General features: G+C 72.8%; 16 protein-coding genes. 5 read left to right on the top strand and 11 right to left on the bottom strand.

Annotated features, from left to right (window positions below; translation table 11 throughout):
- Positions 1 to 18: 18 nt before the first annotated feature.
- Genes ACFYP4_RS12080 through ACFYP4_RS12095 form a run of 4 tightly spaced genes read right to left on the bottom strand, consistent with a single transcriptional unit; the run spans position 19 to position 4596 of the window.
- Entirely contained in the window at positions 19 to 1233 is a 1215-nt protein-coding gene (locus tag ACFYP4_RS12080) for an acetyl-CoA C-acetyltransferase (RefSeq protein ID WP_388784981.1), read from the bottom strand.
- A gap of 28 nt (positions 1234 to 1261) precedes the next feature.
- Positions 1262 to 2404 carry an acyl-CoA dehydrogenase family protein gene (locus ACFYP4_RS12085; RefSeq protein ID WP_358851913.1) on the bottom strand — a complete coding sequence of 381 codons (1143 nt, stop codon included), beginning with the start codon at positions 2402 to 2404 and terminating at the stop codon, positions 1262 to 1264.
- Between the two features lie 12 nt (positions 2405 to 2416).
- Entirely contained in the window at positions 2417 to 3430 is a 1014-nt protein-coding gene (locus ACFYP4_RS12090; protein WP_388784984.1) for an LLM class F420-dependent oxidoreductase, read from the bottom strand.
- Complete coding sequence (locus ACFYP4_RS12095; RefSeq protein WP_358851915.1) at positions 3430 to 4596, bottom strand: CaiB/BaiF CoA-transferase family protein; 1167 nt, start codon at positions 4594 to 4596, stop codon at positions 3430 to 3432. Before ACFYP4_RS12095 ends, ACFYP4_RS12090 begins: the two co-directional genes overlap by 1 nt.
- A gap of 194 nt (positions 4597 to 4790) precedes the next feature.
- Between ACFYP4_RS12095 and ACFYP4_RS12100 the strand changes: the two genes are divergently transcribed.
- Complete coding sequence (locus tag ACFYP4_RS12100) at positions 4791 to 5969, top strand: saccharopine dehydrogenase family protein (protein ID WP_388784986.1); 1179 nt, start codon at positions 4791 to 4793, stop codon at positions 5967 to 5969.
- A gap of 16 nt (positions 5970 to 5985) precedes the next feature.
- Here the strand turns inward: ACFYP4_RS12100 and mmpA are convergent, their stop codons facing one another.
- From mmpA to ACFYP4_RS12120, 4 genes are all read right to left on the bottom strand, one after another.
- Complete coding sequence (gene mmpA / locus ACFYP4_RS12105) at positions 5986 to 6141, bottom strand: morphogenic membrane protein MmpA (RefSeq protein WP_388784988.1); 156 nt, start codon at positions 6139 to 6141, stop codon at positions 5986 to 5988.
- Between the two features lie 126 nt (positions 6142 to 6267).
- Positions 6268 to 6960: an endonuclease V gene (locus ACFYP4_RS12110; RefSeq protein ID WP_388784990.1), complete on the bottom strand. Its 693-nt coding sequence runs from the start codon at positions 6958 to 6960 to the stop codon at positions 6268 to 6270.
- 204 nt (positions 6961 to 7164) lie between these two features.
- On the bottom strand, positions 7165 to 7488 hold the full coding sequence (locus tag ACFYP4_RS12115; protein WP_358851919.1) for a plasmid stabilization protein: 324 nt from the start codon (positions 7486 to 7488) through the stop codon (positions 7165 to 7167).
- A gap of 107 nt (positions 7489 to 7595) precedes the next feature.
- Positions 7596 to 8705, bottom strand: a complete 1110-nt coding sequence (locus tag ACFYP4_RS12120) for a WD40/YVTN/BNR-like repeat-containing protein (protein WP_388784992.1) — start codon at positions 8703 to 8705, stop codon at positions 7596 to 7598.
- A 264-nt stretch (positions 8706 to 8969) separates the two neighbouring features.
- Here ACFYP4_RS12120 and ACFYP4_RS12125 point away from each other — a divergent pair, with 264 nt between their 5' ends.
- Positions 8970 to 9386, top strand: a complete 417-nt coding sequence (locus ACFYP4_RS12125) for an SsgA family sporulation/cell division regulator (protein ID WP_358851921.1) — start codon at positions 8970 to 8972, stop codon at positions 9384 to 9386.
- A gap of 34 nt (positions 9387 to 9420) precedes the next feature.
- On the opposite strand, the gene ACFYP4_RS12130 is transcribed toward ACFYP4_RS12125, so the two are convergent.
- The 3 genes from ACFYP4_RS12130 to ACFYP4_RS12140 all read right to left on the bottom strand — a co-directional run bounded on the left by ACFYP4_RS12130 (position 9421) and on the right by ACFYP4_RS12140 (position 11300).
- Entirely contained in the window at positions 9421 to 9819 is a 399-nt protein-coding gene (locus ACFYP4_RS12130) for an isocitrate lyase/phosphoenolpyruvate mutase family protein (RefSeq protein WP_388785085.1), read from the bottom strand.
- Positions 9708 to 10331, bottom strand: coding sequence for an isocitrate lyase/phosphoenolpyruvate mutase family protein (locus ACFYP4_RS12135; RefSeq protein WP_388784994.1), 624 nt, complete (start codon positions 10329 to 10331; stop codon positions 9708 to 9710). Before ACFYP4_RS12135 ends, ACFYP4_RS12130 begins: the two co-directional genes overlap by 112 nt.
- Before the next feature lie 288 nt (positions 10332 to 10619).
- A complete protein-coding gene (locus tag ACFYP4_RS12140; protein WP_358851923.1) occupies positions 10620 to 11300 on the bottom strand; it encodes a GPP34 family phosphoprotein in 681 nt (226 codons plus the stop codon).
- 354 nt (positions 11301 to 11654) lie between these two features.
- Here ACFYP4_RS12140 and ACFYP4_RS12145 point away from each other — a divergent pair, with 354 nt between their 5' ends.
- From ACFYP4_RS12145 to ACFYP4_RS12155, 3 genes are all read left to right on the top strand, one after another.
- Positions 11655 to 13289 (top strand): ABC-F family ATP-binding cassette domain-containing protein, encoded by a 1635-nt coding sequence (locus ACFYP4_RS12145; protein WP_388784996.1) that lies wholly within the window; start codon positions 11655 to 11657, stop codon positions 13287 to 13289.
- A 178-nt stretch (positions 13290 to 13467) separates the two neighbouring features.
- Positions 13468 to 14244: a dimethylargininase gene (gene ddaH, locus ACFYP4_RS12150; RefSeq protein ID WP_358851925.1), complete on the top strand. Its 777-nt coding sequence runs from the start codon at positions 13468 to 13470 to the stop codon at positions 14242 to 14244.
- A 188-nt stretch (positions 14245 to 14432) separates the two neighbouring features.
- Positions 14433 to 15407 (top strand): acyl-ACP desaturase, encoded by a 975-nt coding sequence (locus ACFYP4_RS12155; RefSeq protein ID WP_358851926.1) that lies wholly within the window; start codon positions 14433 to 14435, stop codon positions 15405 to 15407.
- The last annotated feature ends 105 nt before the right edge of the window (positions 15408 to 15512 follow it).

Consider the following 15512-nt stretch of genomic DNA (forward strand, 5'->3'; position numbering starts at 1 on the left):
TCGTGGGCCGCTGGGGAGTTACAGGCGCTCGATGATCGTGGCGATGCCCATGCCGCCGCCGACGCAGAGGGTGGCGAGGCCGTAGCGCTTGTCCTGGCGCTCGAGTTCGTCGACGAGGGTGCCGAGGATCATCGCGCCGGTCGCGCCGAGCGGGTGGCCGAGCGCGATGGCGCCGCCGTTGACGTTGACCTTGTCCAGGGACAGGCCCATGTCCTTGACGAAGCGCAGCACGACCGCGGCGAAGGCCTCGTTGATCTCGACGAGGTCGATGTCGTCGATGGTCAGACCGGCCTTGGCGAGTGCCTTGCGGGTGGCGGGCGCGGGGCCGGTGAGCATGATGGTCGGCTCGGAACCGGAGACGGCGGCGGAGACGATGCGGGCGCGCGGGGTGAGGCCGTAGCGCTCGCCGACCTCGCGCGAGCCGACCGCCACGAGGGAGGCGCCGTCGACGATGCCGGACGAGTTGCCGGCGTGGTGGACGTGGTCGATCTCCTCCACCCAGTGGTACTTCTGCAGGGCCACGGCGTCGAAACCGCCCAGTTCGCCGATTTCGGCGAAGGAGGGCTTGAGCCCGGCGAGGGAGTCGGCCGTGGTGCCCGGGCGCAGGTGCTCGTCGTGGTCGAGGACGACCAGGCCGCTGCGGTCCCTGACCGGCACGACGGACCGGCCGAAGCGGCCGTCCTTCCAGGCCGCGGCGGCGCGTTCCTGGGAGAGGGCGGCGTACTCGTCGACGTCGCGGCGCGTGAAGCCCTCGATGGTGGCGATGAGGTCCGCGCCGATGCCCTGCGGCACGAAATTGGTGTCCAGGTTCGTCATCGGGTCGGCGAACCAGGCGCCGCCGTCCGAGGCCATCGGCACCCGCGACATCGACTCGACGCCGCCCGCGAGGACCAGGTCCTCCCAGCCCGAACGGACCTTCATGGCGGCCAGGTTGACGGCTTCGAGACCGGAGGCACAGAAGCGGTTCTCCTGGACGCCGGCGACGGTGTCGGGCAGTCCCGCGGCGATCGCGGCGATGCGCGCGATGTCGGAGCCCTGGTCGCCGACCGGGCCCACCACGCCGAGCACGATGTCGTCGATCGCGGCCGGGTCGAGGCCCGGGAAGCGGTCGCGGATCTCGTGGATGAGTCCGACGACGAGGTCGATGGGCTTGGTGCCGTGCAGGGCGCCGTTCGCCTTGCCGCGGCCGCGCGGGGTGCGGATCGCGTCGTACACGTACGCTTCGGTGCTCACTGATAAGCCTTTCGGGAGGGCCAGGGGGTTAGCCGAGCAGGGAACGGCCGATGATCTCCTTCATGATCTCGGTGGTCCCGCCGTAGATGGTCTGGATGCGTCCGTCGGTGAAGGCCCTGGCGACGCGGTACTCCGTCATGTAGCCGTAGCCTCCGTGCAGTTGGAGGCAGCGGTCGGCGACCCGCTTCTGGAGTTCGGTGGCCCACCACTTGGCCATCGAGGCGTGCACGGCGTCGAGTTCGCCGTTCGTGTGGTCGACGATGCAGCGGTCGAGGAACGTGCGGGTGACGGCGCACTCGGTCGCCATCTCGGCTATCTCGAAGCGGATGTGCTGGAGCTTGGACAGCGGCCGTCCGAACGCCTCGCGTTCCTTGACGTACGCGGTGGTGATCTCCAGCAGGTGCTCGGCCGCGGCGATCCCGGCGACGGCGATGCCCATGCGTTCCTGCGCGAGATTCGTCATCAGGTGCAGGAAGGCCCCGTTGGGCTCGCCGAGCAGGTTCTCCTTGGGCACGCGGACGTCGTGGAAGAACAGCTCGGCGGTGTCCTGCGCCTTCTGGCCGATCTTGTCCAGGTTGCGGCCGCGCTCGAATCCCTCCGTGCCGCGCTCGACGACCAGCAGGGACAGGCCCTTGGCGCCGCCCTCGGGAGTCGTCCTGGCGACCACGATCACCAGGTCGGCGAGGATGCCGTTCGAGATGAAGGTCTTGGAGCCGTTGAGCAGCCAGTGGTCGCCGCGGTCCTCGGCGTGCGTCCGGATGCCCTGGAGGTCGGAACCCGCGCCCGGTTCGGTCATGGCGATGGCCGTGATCAGCGAGCCGTCGCAGAATCCGGGCAGCCAGCGCCGCTTCTGCTCCTCGGTGGCCAGGTCCGTCAGATACGGCCCGATGATGTCGTTGTGCAGACCGAGGGCGAGACCTGCCGCGCCGGCGCGCGTGAACTCCTCGGCCAGTACGGCGCTGTAGCGGAAGTCGGCGGTGCCGCCGCCCCCGTACTCCTGCGGGACGGCGAGGCCGAGAAGTCCCTGCTTCCCGGCCGCCCGCCAGGCCTCGCGCGAGACGATGCCGTCCTTCTCCCACTGCTCGTAGTGCGGCAGGACCTCCTTGGCGAGGAACGTGCGGACGGTCTCGCGGAACGCGTCGTGCTCGGCGGAGAAGATCTTCCGCTTCATTGCCCAAGCCCCCTAGAGCCAGTTCTTGACGGTCTCGACCAGCTTCGCCGGGTCCTCGCCGACGGGTGTCACGTTCAGCATCGTGACGCCGGCCTCGCGGGCGGCCTCGACCCGCTCGCGGACGTAACTCTCCGGTCCGCAGAGCGACATGAGCTCGCAGAACTCGTCCGGTACGGCCGCCTCGGCTTCCCGCTTCTTCCCGGAGAGGTACAGCTCCTGGATGAGGGCGGCCTCCTGCTCGTAGCCGTAGGCCACGGCGAGGTCGTTGTAGAAGTTCTTGCCGGGCGCGCCCATGCCGCCGACGTAGAGGGCGATCCTGGGACGCGCTAGGTCGCGCAGCGCCGACGCGTCCTCCCCGATGGCGAGCGGTCCGCCGGCGGCGATCTGCAGCGGACCGAGGGACGGGTCCCGGCGAGCGGCGCCCTCCGCGAGGGGCGTGCCCCACACCTGGTGTGCCTTTTCCGGGATGAAGAGGGTGGGCAGCCAGCCGTCGGCGATCTCGGCGGTCATGCGCACGTTGGCGGGACCCAGGGAGGCCACGTACAGGGGCACTTCGGGACGCACGGGCCTGGTGAGGATCTTCAGGGGCTTGCCGAGGCCGCCGGGGCGGGGCATGTCCGTGATGCCGTGGTGGTCGATGGTCTCGCGGCGCAGGATGCGGCGGGTCAGTTCGACGGCCTCGCGGGTACGGCCGAGCGGCTTGTCGTACGCCTTTCCGTGCCAGCCCTCGACGACCTGCGGGCCGGAGGCGCCGAGGCCGATGAGCGCGCGGCCGCCGGAGACCGCGTCGAGTCCCGCGGCGGTCTGGGCGATGAGGGCGGGCGTGCGGGAGTAGACGTTCAGGATCGCGGCGCCGATCTTGACGCGCTCGGTGCGGGCGGCCAGGTAGCCCATGACCGTGGGCGAGTCGAAGCCGTAGGCCTCGGCGACCCAGACGGCGTCCAGCCCGGCGGATTCGAGGGCGGCCACGTCGTCGGCGGCCTGCCGGGGGTCGCCCGCGTAGTCGAGCGGGACGGAGAGTTCCATCAGGTCCGGTCCTTGCTGTCGCGGCGCGGCATGTCGCCGTCGTCCGTCAGATGGGGCAGGTCCCAGTCGCGGGCCACCTCGGCGGTGTCGGCGCCGGGCCGGGCGGGCCCGCGGCGCACGGAGGTGGGGGTGGCGGAGAAGCGGGGGGCGGGGGCGGGCTGGGTGATGCCGCCGTGGTCGGTGAAGGTGCCGCGGGCGGCGAGGTGCGGGTGGGCGGGGGCCTCGCGCAGCGACAGGACCGGCGCCACGCACGCGTCGGAGCCTTCGAAGAGCGCGGTCCACTCGTCCCTGGTACGGGTCCTGAAGCGGGCCGCGACCGCCGCGCGCAGGTCCTCCCAGCGCGCCGGGTCCGTGCGGGCGGGGACGTCGGCCGCGATGCCGAGCAGCTCCACGAACTCGTCGTAGAACCGCTCCTCGAGAGCGCCGACGGCCATGTACCGGCCGTCGGCCGTCTCGTACGTCCCGTAGAAGGGAGCGCCTCCGTCGAGCAGATTGGCGCCGCGCCGGTCCTGCCAGCGGCCGGCGGCCAGCATGCCGTGGATCATCGCGGACAGGTGCGCGGTGCCGTCGACGACGGCCGCGTCCACGACCTGGCCGCTGCCGCTCTCCCGCGCGTGGTGCAGGGCGGCGAGGATGCCGACGACGAGATAGAGCGAGCCGCCCGCGTAGTCCCCGAGGAGGTTCGCGGGGACCACGGGCGCTCCCTCCGGACCGCCGATCATGCCCAGGGTGCCGGTCAGGGCGATGTAGGCGATGTCGTGCCCGGCGCGTGGGGCGAGCGGTCCTTCCTGGCCCCAGCCGGTCATGCGTCCGTAGACGAGGCCGGGGTTGCGGGCGTGGCAGCTGCCGGGGCCCACGCCCAGCCGTTCGGCGACGCCGGGGCGGTACCCCTCGATGAGCACGTCGGCCCGCTCCACCAGGTCGAGGACGCGGTCCGGCCCGTCCTCGGCCTTCAGGTCGACGACCACGGAGCGCTTGTTCCGGTTGGTGACGTCGTACGCGGAGTCGATCGCGAGGCCCGTACCGTGCGGCCGGTCGACGCGGACGACATCGGCCCCGAGGTCGGCGAGGAGCATCCCGGCGAACGGGCCGGGCCCGATGCCCGCCAGCTCGACCACGCGCACCCCGGCGAGCGGACCGTGCCCTGCCGTTCCTGCCGCTGCCATCCGGGCTCCCAGCGCTGTGACACCACCGATGTGACATCGGCGATGTTAAAGAACGCGTTCCACTTCGGACAAGACCTGAGCGAGCAAGCGCTTAGTCAAATTCCGGCCGTTGTGGGCCCGTGTCGTTCGGCCCACGGCACCTCACGCTAGCCTCAGCCACCGGGAACGGCGCGGGACGTGCGACGAAAGGTGTCATGACCATGCAGGACAGGGCGGATCGGGCGTACGACATCGTGCTCTTCGGAGCGACCGGCTTCGTCGGCGCGCTCACCGCGGAGTACCTCGCGGCGCACGCGCCCGACGGGCTGCGGTGGGCGATCGCGGGGCGCAGCACGGAGAAACTCGAGCGGCTGCGGAAGCGGCTGGCGGGCACCTCGGAGATCGGGGTGCTGCGGGCCGACGTGTCCGATGCGGCCTCACTGCGCGAACTGGCCCGCAGCGCCCGCGTGGTCGCCACGACGGTCGGCCCGTACCTCACCTACGGCGAGGAACTGGTGGCCGCCTGCGCGGACGCCGGCACCGACTACGTCGACCTCACCGGTGAGCCGGAGTTCGTGGACCTGATGTACGTCCGGTACGACGCGCGCGCCCGGGAGACCGGGGCGCGGCTCGTGCACGCCTGCGGTTTCGACTCGGTCCCGCACGACCTGGGCGCCTACTTCACGGTGCGACAGCTTCCCGAGGGCGTGCCGTTGACCGTCGACGGGTTCGTCCGCGCCCAGGGGGCGTTCTCCGGCGGCACGTTCGCCTCGGCGCTCAACCAGTTCGCGCGCGGCCGGCAGGTGCTGGCCGCGGCGCGGGACCGCAGGCGGCACGAGCCGCGCCTGGTGGGACGGCGGGCGTACGCGCCGCCCGGCGCGCCGCGGTTCGCCAAGGAGGTCGGGGCGTGGGCGCTCCCGCTGCCCACGATCGACTCCCAGGTGGTCCAGCGTTCCGCACGGGCCGTGGAACGGTACGGGCCCGACTTCCGCTACCGGCACTACGCGGCCGTCGAGCACCTGCCCTTCGCCGTGGGCGGGGTCGCCGCGGTGAGCGCCCTCTTCGCGGCGGCCCAACTGCCGCCCGCCCGGCGCTGGCTGTCGGGCCGGGTCAGGCCCGGCGAGGGGCCGAGCGAGGCCAAGCGCGCGAAGAGCTGGTTCTCGGTGCGGTTCGTCGGTGAGGGTGGCGGGCGCCGGGTCTTCACGGAGGTGGCGGGCGGCGACCCGGGCTACGGCGAGACCGCGAAGATCCTCGCCGAGGGGGCGCTGTCCCTCGCGTTCGACGAACTCCCGAAGACCGCCGGACAGGTCACGACGGTGACGGCCATGGGTGACGCCCTGACGGAGCGCCTCCGCCGGGCGGGGATCGTCTTCCGGGTGGCGGCCACCAGGTGACCGGGTGGCACCGGACCTACAGCGGCCACCCCAGGACCGTGTAGAGCATGCCGCCGATCCAGCCCAGTCCGCCGATCACGGCGAGGACGAGGGCGGCGGTCATGGCGCGCTCGACGGGCCGGGCGGGGTGGACCGGGGGGACGGGGGCTGGGTGGGACCGGTGCGTCGTCATGGGGCACAGCCTGCCGACGCCACGGCGGCCACCGCATCCGTACAGCTACTCAGAGCACGTACTCAAGGACCGGGCCGGGAGTGGAGACCCGCAGGCGGGCCCGGGCGGCGGCGACGGGCCGGCGGGTCAGCCCGTCGCCTCCTTCAGCGCACGCCGGCACAGGGCGTCCGCCGCGCGGGTCGACTCCGGGAGCCGGTACTTCGGGGTGAGCGCGAGCGTGTGCGCGCACGCGGTGTCCAGGCCGACCCGGTGGCCGACGGACACGAACACCGGTTTCGTGCCGTCCCGGGTGCGCAGGGCGCGGCCCACCTCCTCCTCGTCCGCGAGCAGCGGGGACGCGCTGCCGCGCCGGAGGCCCGGCTCCTCGTAGGAGAAGGTGAACGGGTTCTTGGCGACGCCGATGGTGGGCAGTCCGGTGAGGACGCCGAGGTGACTGGCGAGACCGAAGCGGCGCGGGTGGGCGAGTCCGTAGCCGTCGCAGACGACGAGGCCGGGGGCGCAGGGCAGGGCGTCGAGCGCGGCCAGCACCGCCGGGATCTCGCGGAAGGCGAGCAGCCCCGGCACGTACGGGAAGGAGACCTGTCCGACGGCGGTGGCCTCCGCGACGACGTCGAGGGTCGCCGCGTCCAGCACGACGGCCGCGGCCACGACGACGTCCCGCTCGTCGTCGTACGCCACGTCGACGCCGGTCACGTGGCCGTTCCCGGGCCGCGGTCCTGGCTCGTCGAGCACCACCCGCGCCCGCAACTCGTCCTGCGCTGCGCGCGCCTGCGCTTCGGTGGCGGGCCAGCCCGCCGGAATTCCTACGGTCGTCGTCATGGTGGTGACGAGGGTACGGCGCCGCCGGGACCGCGTTCCCGTACCGGGGTCGTCGCCCCGGTACGGGCGCCCTCGCGTACCGCCCGGAAGGTCCCCGCGACGGCGAGGGCGACGGCGACGGCGAGGGCGACCCATCGCCCTCGCCGTCGCGCGGGACCGTGCCCGGGTGCGGCGGGTGGTGCGCGAACCCGCCGGAGGGGGCCGCTACTTGTCGAGTGCGCGCTTCAACTGCTGCTTGTTCATGTCCGAGCGGCCGTGGACGTTGCGCCGCCTGGCCTCCTCGTACAGCTGGTCGTAGGTGGGTCCCTGTGCGCCCTGGTGCGAGCGCCGGCCGCCGCGCTCGCCGGACGACATGTCCTCCGTGGACGTGCGGCTCGCGGTCTTCGACTCGCCGGAGCGGGCGCGTTCCTTGTTGACGGTGCGCGCGGCGATCTCCTCGGCGCGGTCCTCGCTCTCGCCGCGGTCCCGGGCGCTCTCCTTGATGTGCTCGTACTGGCGTTCCCGCTTGGGACTGGAGCCACGGGGCATGCCGGCTCACTTCCTCTCGTCGTGGGACGGGTACCGCCCTCGCCGACCGGGCGGGTACCCCGGGTGCCCCCGCACACACGGCCGCTCCCCTGCCGCACGAGCGGGGATCAGCCCTCCAGCCGTGCCACGCGGCCCTTCTCGCCCGAGGCCCAGCAGCCCCGGTCCGGCGCGCAGTCCACGGTGTCGTACGAGCCCGCGTCCACCGTGCGCCAGGTGCGGCCGCCGTCCGTGGTCAGGTCGGTGCCCGTGGGACCGACGGCGAGCGCGGCGGAGCGGCTGTGCGGGAGCCAGGTGACTCCGGATCGGTACGCGGGCGGGGGCTGGGCGGCGGGTTCCCAGCCGCGCCCGGCGTCGCGGGTGACCGCCGCCGAGCGCGGTGACGGCTGGTCGGCGCGGTAGTCACCGCCGACGGCGAGACCGTGGGTGCGGTCGCGGAAGGCGAGGGCGAAGACGCCGCGCGCGGGGTCGCCGGCCGGGACCGGGCTGTCCGCGGCCGTCCAGGTCAGTCCGCGGTCGGCGGAGTGCAGCACCCGCGCGCGTGCGGCCCCGCCGGTGGCCAGCCACACGTCACGCGGGCCCGAGGCGACCAGGCACTGTCCGCCGGCCGCGAACCCGGCCTCGCCCTCCAGCGCCGGGGGCATTCCCGCGCTGGGCAGCACCGTCCAGGAGCGGCCGCCGTCGGCGGTCGACAGGATGCGGAACCTTCCGTCCACGGGGTCACTCATCGCCAGACCGTGGCGGCGGTCGAAGAACGTGACGCAGTCGTAGAAGGCCCTGGCATCGGTGTTGCGGAAGGACTCGGTCCAGGTCGCGCCCCCGTCGTCGGTGCGCAGCACCCGGGACGCCTCGCCCTCGCCGATCGCCAGGACTACGGCGCGGCGCGCGTCGAACGCCTCGACGTCACGCAGTTCCAGCTCGGCCGCGCCGGGCGGCGAGACGTTCCGCCAGTGCGCGCCGCCGTCGGTGGTGCGCAGCACGGTGCCCTTGGATCCGGCCACCCAGGCGGTGTCCCGGCCCACGGCGGACAGCCCGCGGAAGCGCACGTCCGTGCCGCTGTCCTTGAGGACCCAGTGCGGCTGGGGGCCGCGTCCCTGCGCCTGTCGCGCCGGGGCCTGCCATGCCTGCGCCGGTGCCGCCAGCGCGGCGGCGAGCGCCGCCGCGCAGAGTCCCACGGTGACCGTCCGGCTCGTGCGTCGCGTCGTTCCCAAGCGCCTCATGGCGGGCGAAGCTAGCCCACTCCCCCGGTGCCGTCCAGACGGCCTCCGGCGGAACCCCGGGACCGCGTCCGGGTGTCCTCCGGGATGTCCGCGGCCGACAGGATGAGAAATGGATCACCTTACGGAACGTCCACCCCTCCGAATGAACCCGGTGACAGAGGTCACTTGAGTTTCAGGTGCACGGATTGGCTCATTCCATCGTCTCCTCAAGTACCAGATCTCGTCCGTCCGGAGTCCGTCCAGCCGTCACAAGGGAGCAAGGCGTTGTCCACCGTCATCGAGCAGCCCGTAGAGGCCCGCCTCGTCGCCGCCGCGCCGCGGATGCCGAGCATTCCCGCCACGCTCCAGTACGACCGGCGCGACCCCTTCGCCGTCCGGATGACCTTCCCGGCCCCGGCCACGCTCGAAGGCGTGGAGGTGTGCTGGACCTTCGCCCGCGAACTGCTCGTGTCCGGCCTCGAGGGCCCGGAGGGGCACGGCGACGTACGAGTGCGGCCGTACGGGTACGACCGCACCGTGCTGGAGTTCCACGCCCCGGAGGGCACCGCCGTGGTGCACGTCCGTTCGGGCGAGGTGCGCGGCTTCCTGGAGCGGACGACGGAGCTGGTGCCCTTCGGTCTCGAACACCTCCAGCTCGACCTGGACCACGATCTGGCGGAGCTGATACGGGACGCGTGCTGAGCGTCTTGGCGGCGGTCCGCTCCGCCCGTGACCTTCACCTTCCGGACCGGGCCCGGCGTCGACCGGCTGCCGGGTTCCGGTCCTGGCGACCGTCGGCCGGGTTCCGGTCCTGGCGACCGGTGCCGAGCAGGCCGTTCAGCTCGCCGTAGTCGAGGCCGTCGGCCAGCGCGTCGTACGTTCCCGTGTCCAGTAGCTCCCGCGCCGCCCGGCGGACCAGGGCGTGCGCCGCCCGCGCGAGGCCCGAACCGGCGCTGATCCGGGCGACACCGAGCGCGGCCAGCTCGGGGACGGTGGACGGTGTCCCGTGGCCGACCACCACGTTCAGCGGAGCGTCGATGCCGTCGGCGAGCGCCCTGACCACTTCCGGATCCGCGGCTCCGGGCACGAAGACGCCGTCGGCACCGGCGGCGACGAATGCGGCGGCCCGCTCCAGGGTCTGCCCAACCGACCCGCCGCCCCGAGGAACGTGTCGATGCGGGCGTTGACGAACAGCGGCACTCCGGCCGCGTCGGCCGCCGCGCGGGCCGCGGAGATGCGCTCTGCCTGCTCCTCGACGGGTCGCAGCACCCCGCTGCCGTCGTGCAGCGCGTCCTCGATGTTCACGCCCACGGCACCGGCGGCGAGCACCGCCCCGACGGTGTCCCGGACCCCCTCGGCGTCCGGCGCGTACCCGCTCTCGATGTCCGCGGTGACCGGGATCCGGACCCGGGCGGCGATCCGCTCGACGGCGGCGAGTGCCTGCCCGCGGTCGAGCCGGTCACCGTCGGCCGCGCCCAGCTGCCAGGCGATCCCCGCGCTCGTGGTCGCCAGCGCGGCGGCGCCGGCCTCCTCGACGAGCAGGGCGCTCACCGTGTCCCAGGCGTTGGGCAGGACGAGCGGGCGGCCCGGGACGTGCAGGGCACGGAAGGCGACGGCGGATTCGCGGAGGGGACTGGAATCGGTCATGGGGCGAGCCAACCACCGGGCCCGAGGCCTGGCTGGCGCAAATCCGACGTGTACGTGCGAGGGGCAGGCCTGGGTGCGCGAGGCCATGCGTCTGCCCAGCCCTGCCTCCGCCGGCCACGCGTTGAGCTGCTCCACACCGACGGCGCGGCGGCGGACCTCGGTCGACCGACGTCGGCCCACGCAGAGGGCTGTGCGCGGCCGACGTCGTTCCACTCCAGGTCACGCCGGCGCGTAGCAGCGCCTGGCCGGCGTACGCGCGGCACATCGGTCGGCGCGCGGCGCCGTCGGTCAGCTCCCCGCACCCGCCCCCGCGGTCGACGCGGCCGTGACCGCGACGATCATCGCCGTTCGCACCTCCTGGATGACCTTCTTCAGGGCGGGTGCCGCCGCGCCGCTGCGTTCGGTGAGTTCGTCGATGCGGGCCTTGTGCTGCTTGCGGTCCCTGCCCGACACGAACGTGCGCAACTCGGCCGCCGCGGCCAGCGCGACGAGGGCCGCGTCCCGGTCGGAGATCTCGGCGACGGGCCGGGGCCCCTCCAGCACCTGCCGCGCCTCCTCGCGCAGCGCCGTCACGACCGGCACCCGCGCGAGCTCGTACTCCACGGACGGGAAGAGTCCGAGCACCCGCTTCTTCCTCGCCAGCAGATACCCCTCGGCGGCGAGCTGCGCGCGCAGGGCGTCCAGGGTGACCCGGGCCCGCAGCGTCACCCACGTCTTCCATTTACGCGGGCGGGATTCCTCGACGAGTTCCAGCAGGCCGTCGAGGACGAGGTCACCGGTGCGGCGGTCCGTGTCGGCGGGGCAGGCGATGCCGTCCACGTCGGTGAGGATTCCACGCTGCGCCAGTTCCGTGAGGGCACCGGCCCGGACCAGGTGATGGAGGTGGGTCGCGCCGCTGACCTTGAGTTTCGTGATGTCCCAGGCCAGCAGATAGAGCCGGGCGGGCAGCGAGAGCGAGCCGTCGGGCACGGAGTCTCCTTCACGTGTCGGGGGCGGAGCCCACCGTAGGCGGTGGGGCCCGGGCGCCGCGTCGGCCGGGCCCGGCGGGCCCCTCGTTATTCCGTTGACAGTCCCTGGGCCCCTTCCTACCGTGGAGGGGTCCTGTTGTCGTCGAATGGAGAAGGACGTTGCTCGTCTGAGGTCCTGAGACACCGCGCCACTCGCAGCCGGCCTGTCCGGCTCCCGGGTGCGCAGCGTGCGACCTCGGCATCTGAGCCGTCCTTCCGGCACGGGCCCTTTTTCGTCTGCCCCCTCCCGGACTGTCGTCACCTCGCGGTGTCCCGAACGCGTTCCCCCGACCGCACCAGGCAACCGCGAGGTTTCATGTCCGCCTTCCCCACGTCCGTCACCTGTACCGCGCTGTCCTTCGCCTGGCCCGACGGCACCACCGTGTTCGACGACCTCCAGGCCGCCTTCGGCCCGGGCAGGACCGGGCTCGTCGGTGCCAACGGCACGGGAAAATCCACGCTGCTGAGGCTGGTCGCGGGTGACCTCACCCCGGCCGACGGCACCGTCCGCGTCACGGGTGAGGTCGGTTACCTCCCGCAGAACGTCACGCTCGACACCACGCTGCGCGTCGACGAGGCGCTCGGCATCGCGTCGGTCCGCGCCGCGCTGCACGCCATCGAGGCGGGCGACGTGGCCGAGGAGCACTTCACGGCCGTCGGCGACGACTGGGACGTCGAGGAGCGGGCCGAGGCGATGCTCGGCGAACTCGGGCTCGGCCACATCGGCCTGGACCGCACCGCCGGCGAGCTGTCGGGCGGCGAGTCGGTCCTGCTGCGGCTGGCCGCGCTGCTGCTGCGACGCCCCGGCGTCCTGCTGCTCGACGAACCGACGAACAACCTCGACCTGTACGCCCGCCGCCGGCTGTACGCGGCCGTCGAGGCCTGGTCCGGTGTCATGGTGGTGGTCAGCCACGACCGTGAACTCCTCGACCTGGTCGACCAGATCGCGGAGCTCCACTCCGGGGAGGTCTCCTGGTACGGCGGCAACTTCTCCGCGTACGAGGAGGCACTCGCCGTCGAACAGGAGGCGGCGGAGCGCATGATGCGCGTCGCCGAGTCCGACCTGCGCAGACAGAAGCGTGAACTGGCCGACGCCCAGGTCAAGCTGGCCCGGCGCAAGCGGTACGGGCAGAAGATGTACGAGCAGAAGCGCGAGCCGAAGATCGTCATGGGCGCGCGCAAGCGGGCGGCGCAGGAGTCCGCCGGCAAGCACCGCATCATGCACGAGGAGAGACTCGCCGAGGCCAGGGAACGCCTCGACGAGGCGGCCACGGCCGTGCGGGACGACGACGAGATCCGCGTCGACCTGCCGCACACGGCCGTGCCGCCGGGCCGCACGGTTCTCGGGCTTGCGGACCTGGAGCTGCGGTACGGCGCCCGGGTGGAGGGCACGTTCGAACTGCGGGGGCCGGAGCGCGTCGCGCTGGTCGGGCGCAACGGCGCGGGCAAGACGACGCTGCTGCGCACGATCGCCGGGGAGCTGGCACCGGTGTCCGGCGAGGCGCGCGCCCAGGTGCCGATGCGTTTCCTGCCGCAGCGGCTCGACGTTCTCGACGACCGGCTGACGGTCGCCGAGAACGTGGCCCGCTTCGCGCCCGGCGCCACGAACAACCGGATCCGCGCGCGGCTGGCCCGCTTCCTGTTCAGGGGCGCGCGGGCCGACCAGCGCGCCGACACGCTGTCCGGCGGCGAACGCTTCCGTGCCGCGCTCGCCGCCCTGATGCTGGCGGAGCCCGCGCCCCAGCTCCTGCTGCTCGACGAGCCCACCAACAATCTCGACATGGCGAGCGTCCGGCAGCTCACCGCGGCCCTGGAGTCGTACGAGGGGGCACTGGTCGTCGCCTCCCACGACGTGCCGTTCCTGGAGTCCGTCGGCATCACGCGCTGGCTGCTGCTGGAAGGGGGCGAACTCACCGAGACCACGGCGGAGGCGGTCGTCGGCCCCGCCTAGGCCCCTGCTCCTCTGGACCTGCGGGTGCCCCGGGGCCCCTCACGACCGCATCTGCCGGAAGCCCCGGGGCCCTCCCCGGGGGCGCGGGCGGTCGCGGGGGGGGCTTCTGTCCGCGCGGACCACCCTGCATGATGTGCACCGGACTGCACCGGCCCCCTGCCGATTCGGAGACCCGCGCGTGCCCAGCAAGAAGGCCCTCGTCCGCCGCCCCGGCCCTCGCCTCGCGGCGGGGCTGGTCACCCACGTCGGTCGCACGGCGGTCGACGTCGGCCTGGCCGTCGAACAGTGGGAGGCGTACACGGAGGCGCTGCGCACGCACGGCTGGGACACCGTGGAGGTGGACCCCGCCGACGGCTTCCCCGACGCGGTGTTCGTCGAGGACACCGTGGTCGTCTTCCGCAACGTCGCGCTGATCACCCGCCCCGGGGCGCAGTCCCGGCGCGGGGAGACCGCCGGTGTGGAGGAGGCCGTGGCCCGCCTCGGCTGCTCGGTGAACCGGATCCGGGAGCCGGGCACCCTCGAAGGCGGAGACGTCCTCAAGGTCGGCGACATCCTCTACGTCGGGCGTGGCGGGCGGACCGACGCGGCGGGCGTCCAGCAGCTGCGCGCCGTGTTCGAGCCGCTGGGGGCCCGTGTCGTCGCCGTCCCCGTGACCAGGGTGCTGCATCTGAAATCGGCGGTCACCGCGCTGCCCGACGGGACGGTCCTCGGCCACCTCCCGCAGGTCGACGCGCCGTCGCTCTTCCCCCGCTTCCTGCCGGTGCCGGAGGAGTCCGGGGCCCACGTGGTCCTGCTCGGCGGTGGGAAACTGCTGATGGCGGCGAGTGCGCCGAGGACCGCCGAGCTGCTCGCGGATCTCGGGCACGAGCCGGTGGTCGTCGACATCAGCGAGTTCGAGAAGCTGGAAGGCTGTGTGACGTGCCTCTCGGTGCGACTGCGGGAGCTGTACGTCTGAACCGGCCGGAAGTCGCCCGTGCACCCTGTCCGCATGTCCGTCCGCGCGTGATCATGCCCCCGATGGGAACCCGCTCAACCGCGCCCCTTACGGCATTCTTAACCTACGGTCTCGTAACCTACGGGTACGTAGCCTACGATGCCGTAGGTTATCCCCGCTCTTTGCTCGTACGTCCCCCTGGAGTTCTTGTGACGACCACTCCCTCTCTCGGCAGCCCGTCCACCGTCTGGACCGACGCTCGACTGCTGTACGCCCTGGAGGAAGTGGTCGAGACGGAACTCAACCGCCACCTCAAGGTGGCGAAGGACTGGATGCCCCACGAGTACGTGCCGTGGAGCGACGGCCGCAACTTCCCCGGTCAGTTCGAGGACGGCGAGGCGTGGGACAAGGAGCAGTCCAAGGTCACCGAGATCGGCCGGATCGCGCTCGTCGTGAACCTGCTGACCGAGGACAACCTCCCCAGCTACCACCACGAGATCGCCTCCCTCTTCGGACGTGACGGCGCGTGGGGCACGTGGGTGCACCGCTGGACCGCGGAGGAGGGCCGGCACGGCATCGTGATGCGCGACTACCTGCTGGCGTCGCGCGCCGTGGACCCGGACAAGCTGGAAGCCTTCCGGATGGTCCACATGAGCGAGGGCTTCGAGTCGGACAACCGCCACTCGATGCTCCACTCGGTGGCGTACGTCGCGTTCCAGGAGCTGGCCACCCGCATCTCCCACCGCAACACCGGCCACCAGTCGGGTGACCCGGTCTGCGACCGCATGCTGGCGCGCATCGCGACCGACGAGAACCTGCACATGGTCTTCTACCGGAACCTGCTGAAGGCCGCCTTCGAGCTCGCCCCCGACCTGACCATGCAGGCCGTCCGCGACGTCGTCGTCAACTTCCGGATGCCGGGTCACGGGATGCCGGGCTTCGAGCGCGCCGCGGCGCAGATGGCCATCGGCGAGGTCTACAACATGCGCATCCACCACGACGACGTGCTCCAGCCGGTGCTGCGTCACCTCAGGGTCCTGGAGATCGAGGGTCTCGGCCCGGAGGGTGTACGCGCGCAGGAGGAGCTCGGTCTCTACATGCGCGGCCTGGACTCGGAAGCCTCGAAGTTCGACGAGAAGCTCGCGGCCCGCAAGGCGCGGCTGCTGGCGCGCGCGGCCGGCTGACGCCCCCGGAGGCCGCGCTCCCCGCAGCCGGCGTCCACCACTACTTGCACCTCCACCGACGGGGTCCGGACACCGGGCCCCGTTCGGCATGCCGAGGGCGGCCGG

It is taken from the genome of Streptomyces sp. NPDC005551 (genome assembly GCF_042871785.1).
Classification (GTDB): Bacteria; Actinomycetota; Actinomycetes; order Streptomycetales; family Streptomycetaceae; genus Streptomyces.

What these genes read in the sequence shown, in the direction of transcription:
- ACFYP4_RS12085 (WP_358851913.1), bottom strand. Translation starts at nt 2,404, where the DNA reads ATGAAGCGGAAGATCTTCTCCGCCGAGCACGACGCGTTCCGCGAGACC.
- ACFYP4_RS12090 (WP_388784984.1), bottom strand. Translation starts at nt 3,430, where the DNA reads ATGGAACTCTCCGTCCCGCTCGACTACGCGGGCGACCCCCGGCAGGCC.
- ACFYP4_RS12095 (WP_358851915.1), bottom strand. Translation starts at nt 4,596, where the DNA reads ATGGCAGCGGCAGGAACGGCAGGGCACGGTCCGCTCGCCGGGGTGCGC.
- ACFYP4_RS12100 (WP_388784986.1), top strand. Translation starts at nt 4,791, where the DNA reads ATGACCATGCAGGACAGGGCGGATCGGGCGTACGACATCGTGCTCTTC.
- mmpA (WP_388784988.1), bottom strand. Translation starts at nt 6,141, where the DNA reads ATGACGACGCACCGGTCCCACCCAGCCCCCGTCCCCCCGGTCCACCCC.
- ACFYP4_RS12110 (WP_388784990.1), bottom strand. Translation starts at nt 6,960, where the DNA reads ATGACGACGACCGTAGGAATTCCGGCGGGCTGGCCCGCCACCGAAGCG.
- ACFYP4_RS12115 (WP_358851919.1), bottom strand. Translation starts at nt 7,488, where the DNA reads ATGCCCCGTGGCTCCAGTCCCAAGCGGGAACGCCAGTACGAGCACATC.
- ACFYP4_RS12120 (WP_388784992.1), bottom strand. Translation starts at nt 8,705, where the DNA reads ATGAGGCGCTTGGGAACGACGCGACGCACGAGCCGGACGGTCACCGTG.
- ACFYP4_RS12135 (WP_388784994.1), bottom strand. Translation starts at nt 10,331, where the DNA reads ATGACCGATTCCAGTCCCCTCCGCGAATCCGCCGTCGCCTTCCGTGCC.
- ACFYP4_RS12145 (WP_388784996.1), top strand. Translation starts at nt 11,655, where the DNA reads ATGTCCGCCTTCCCCACGTCCGTCACCTGTACCGCGCTGTCCTTCGCC.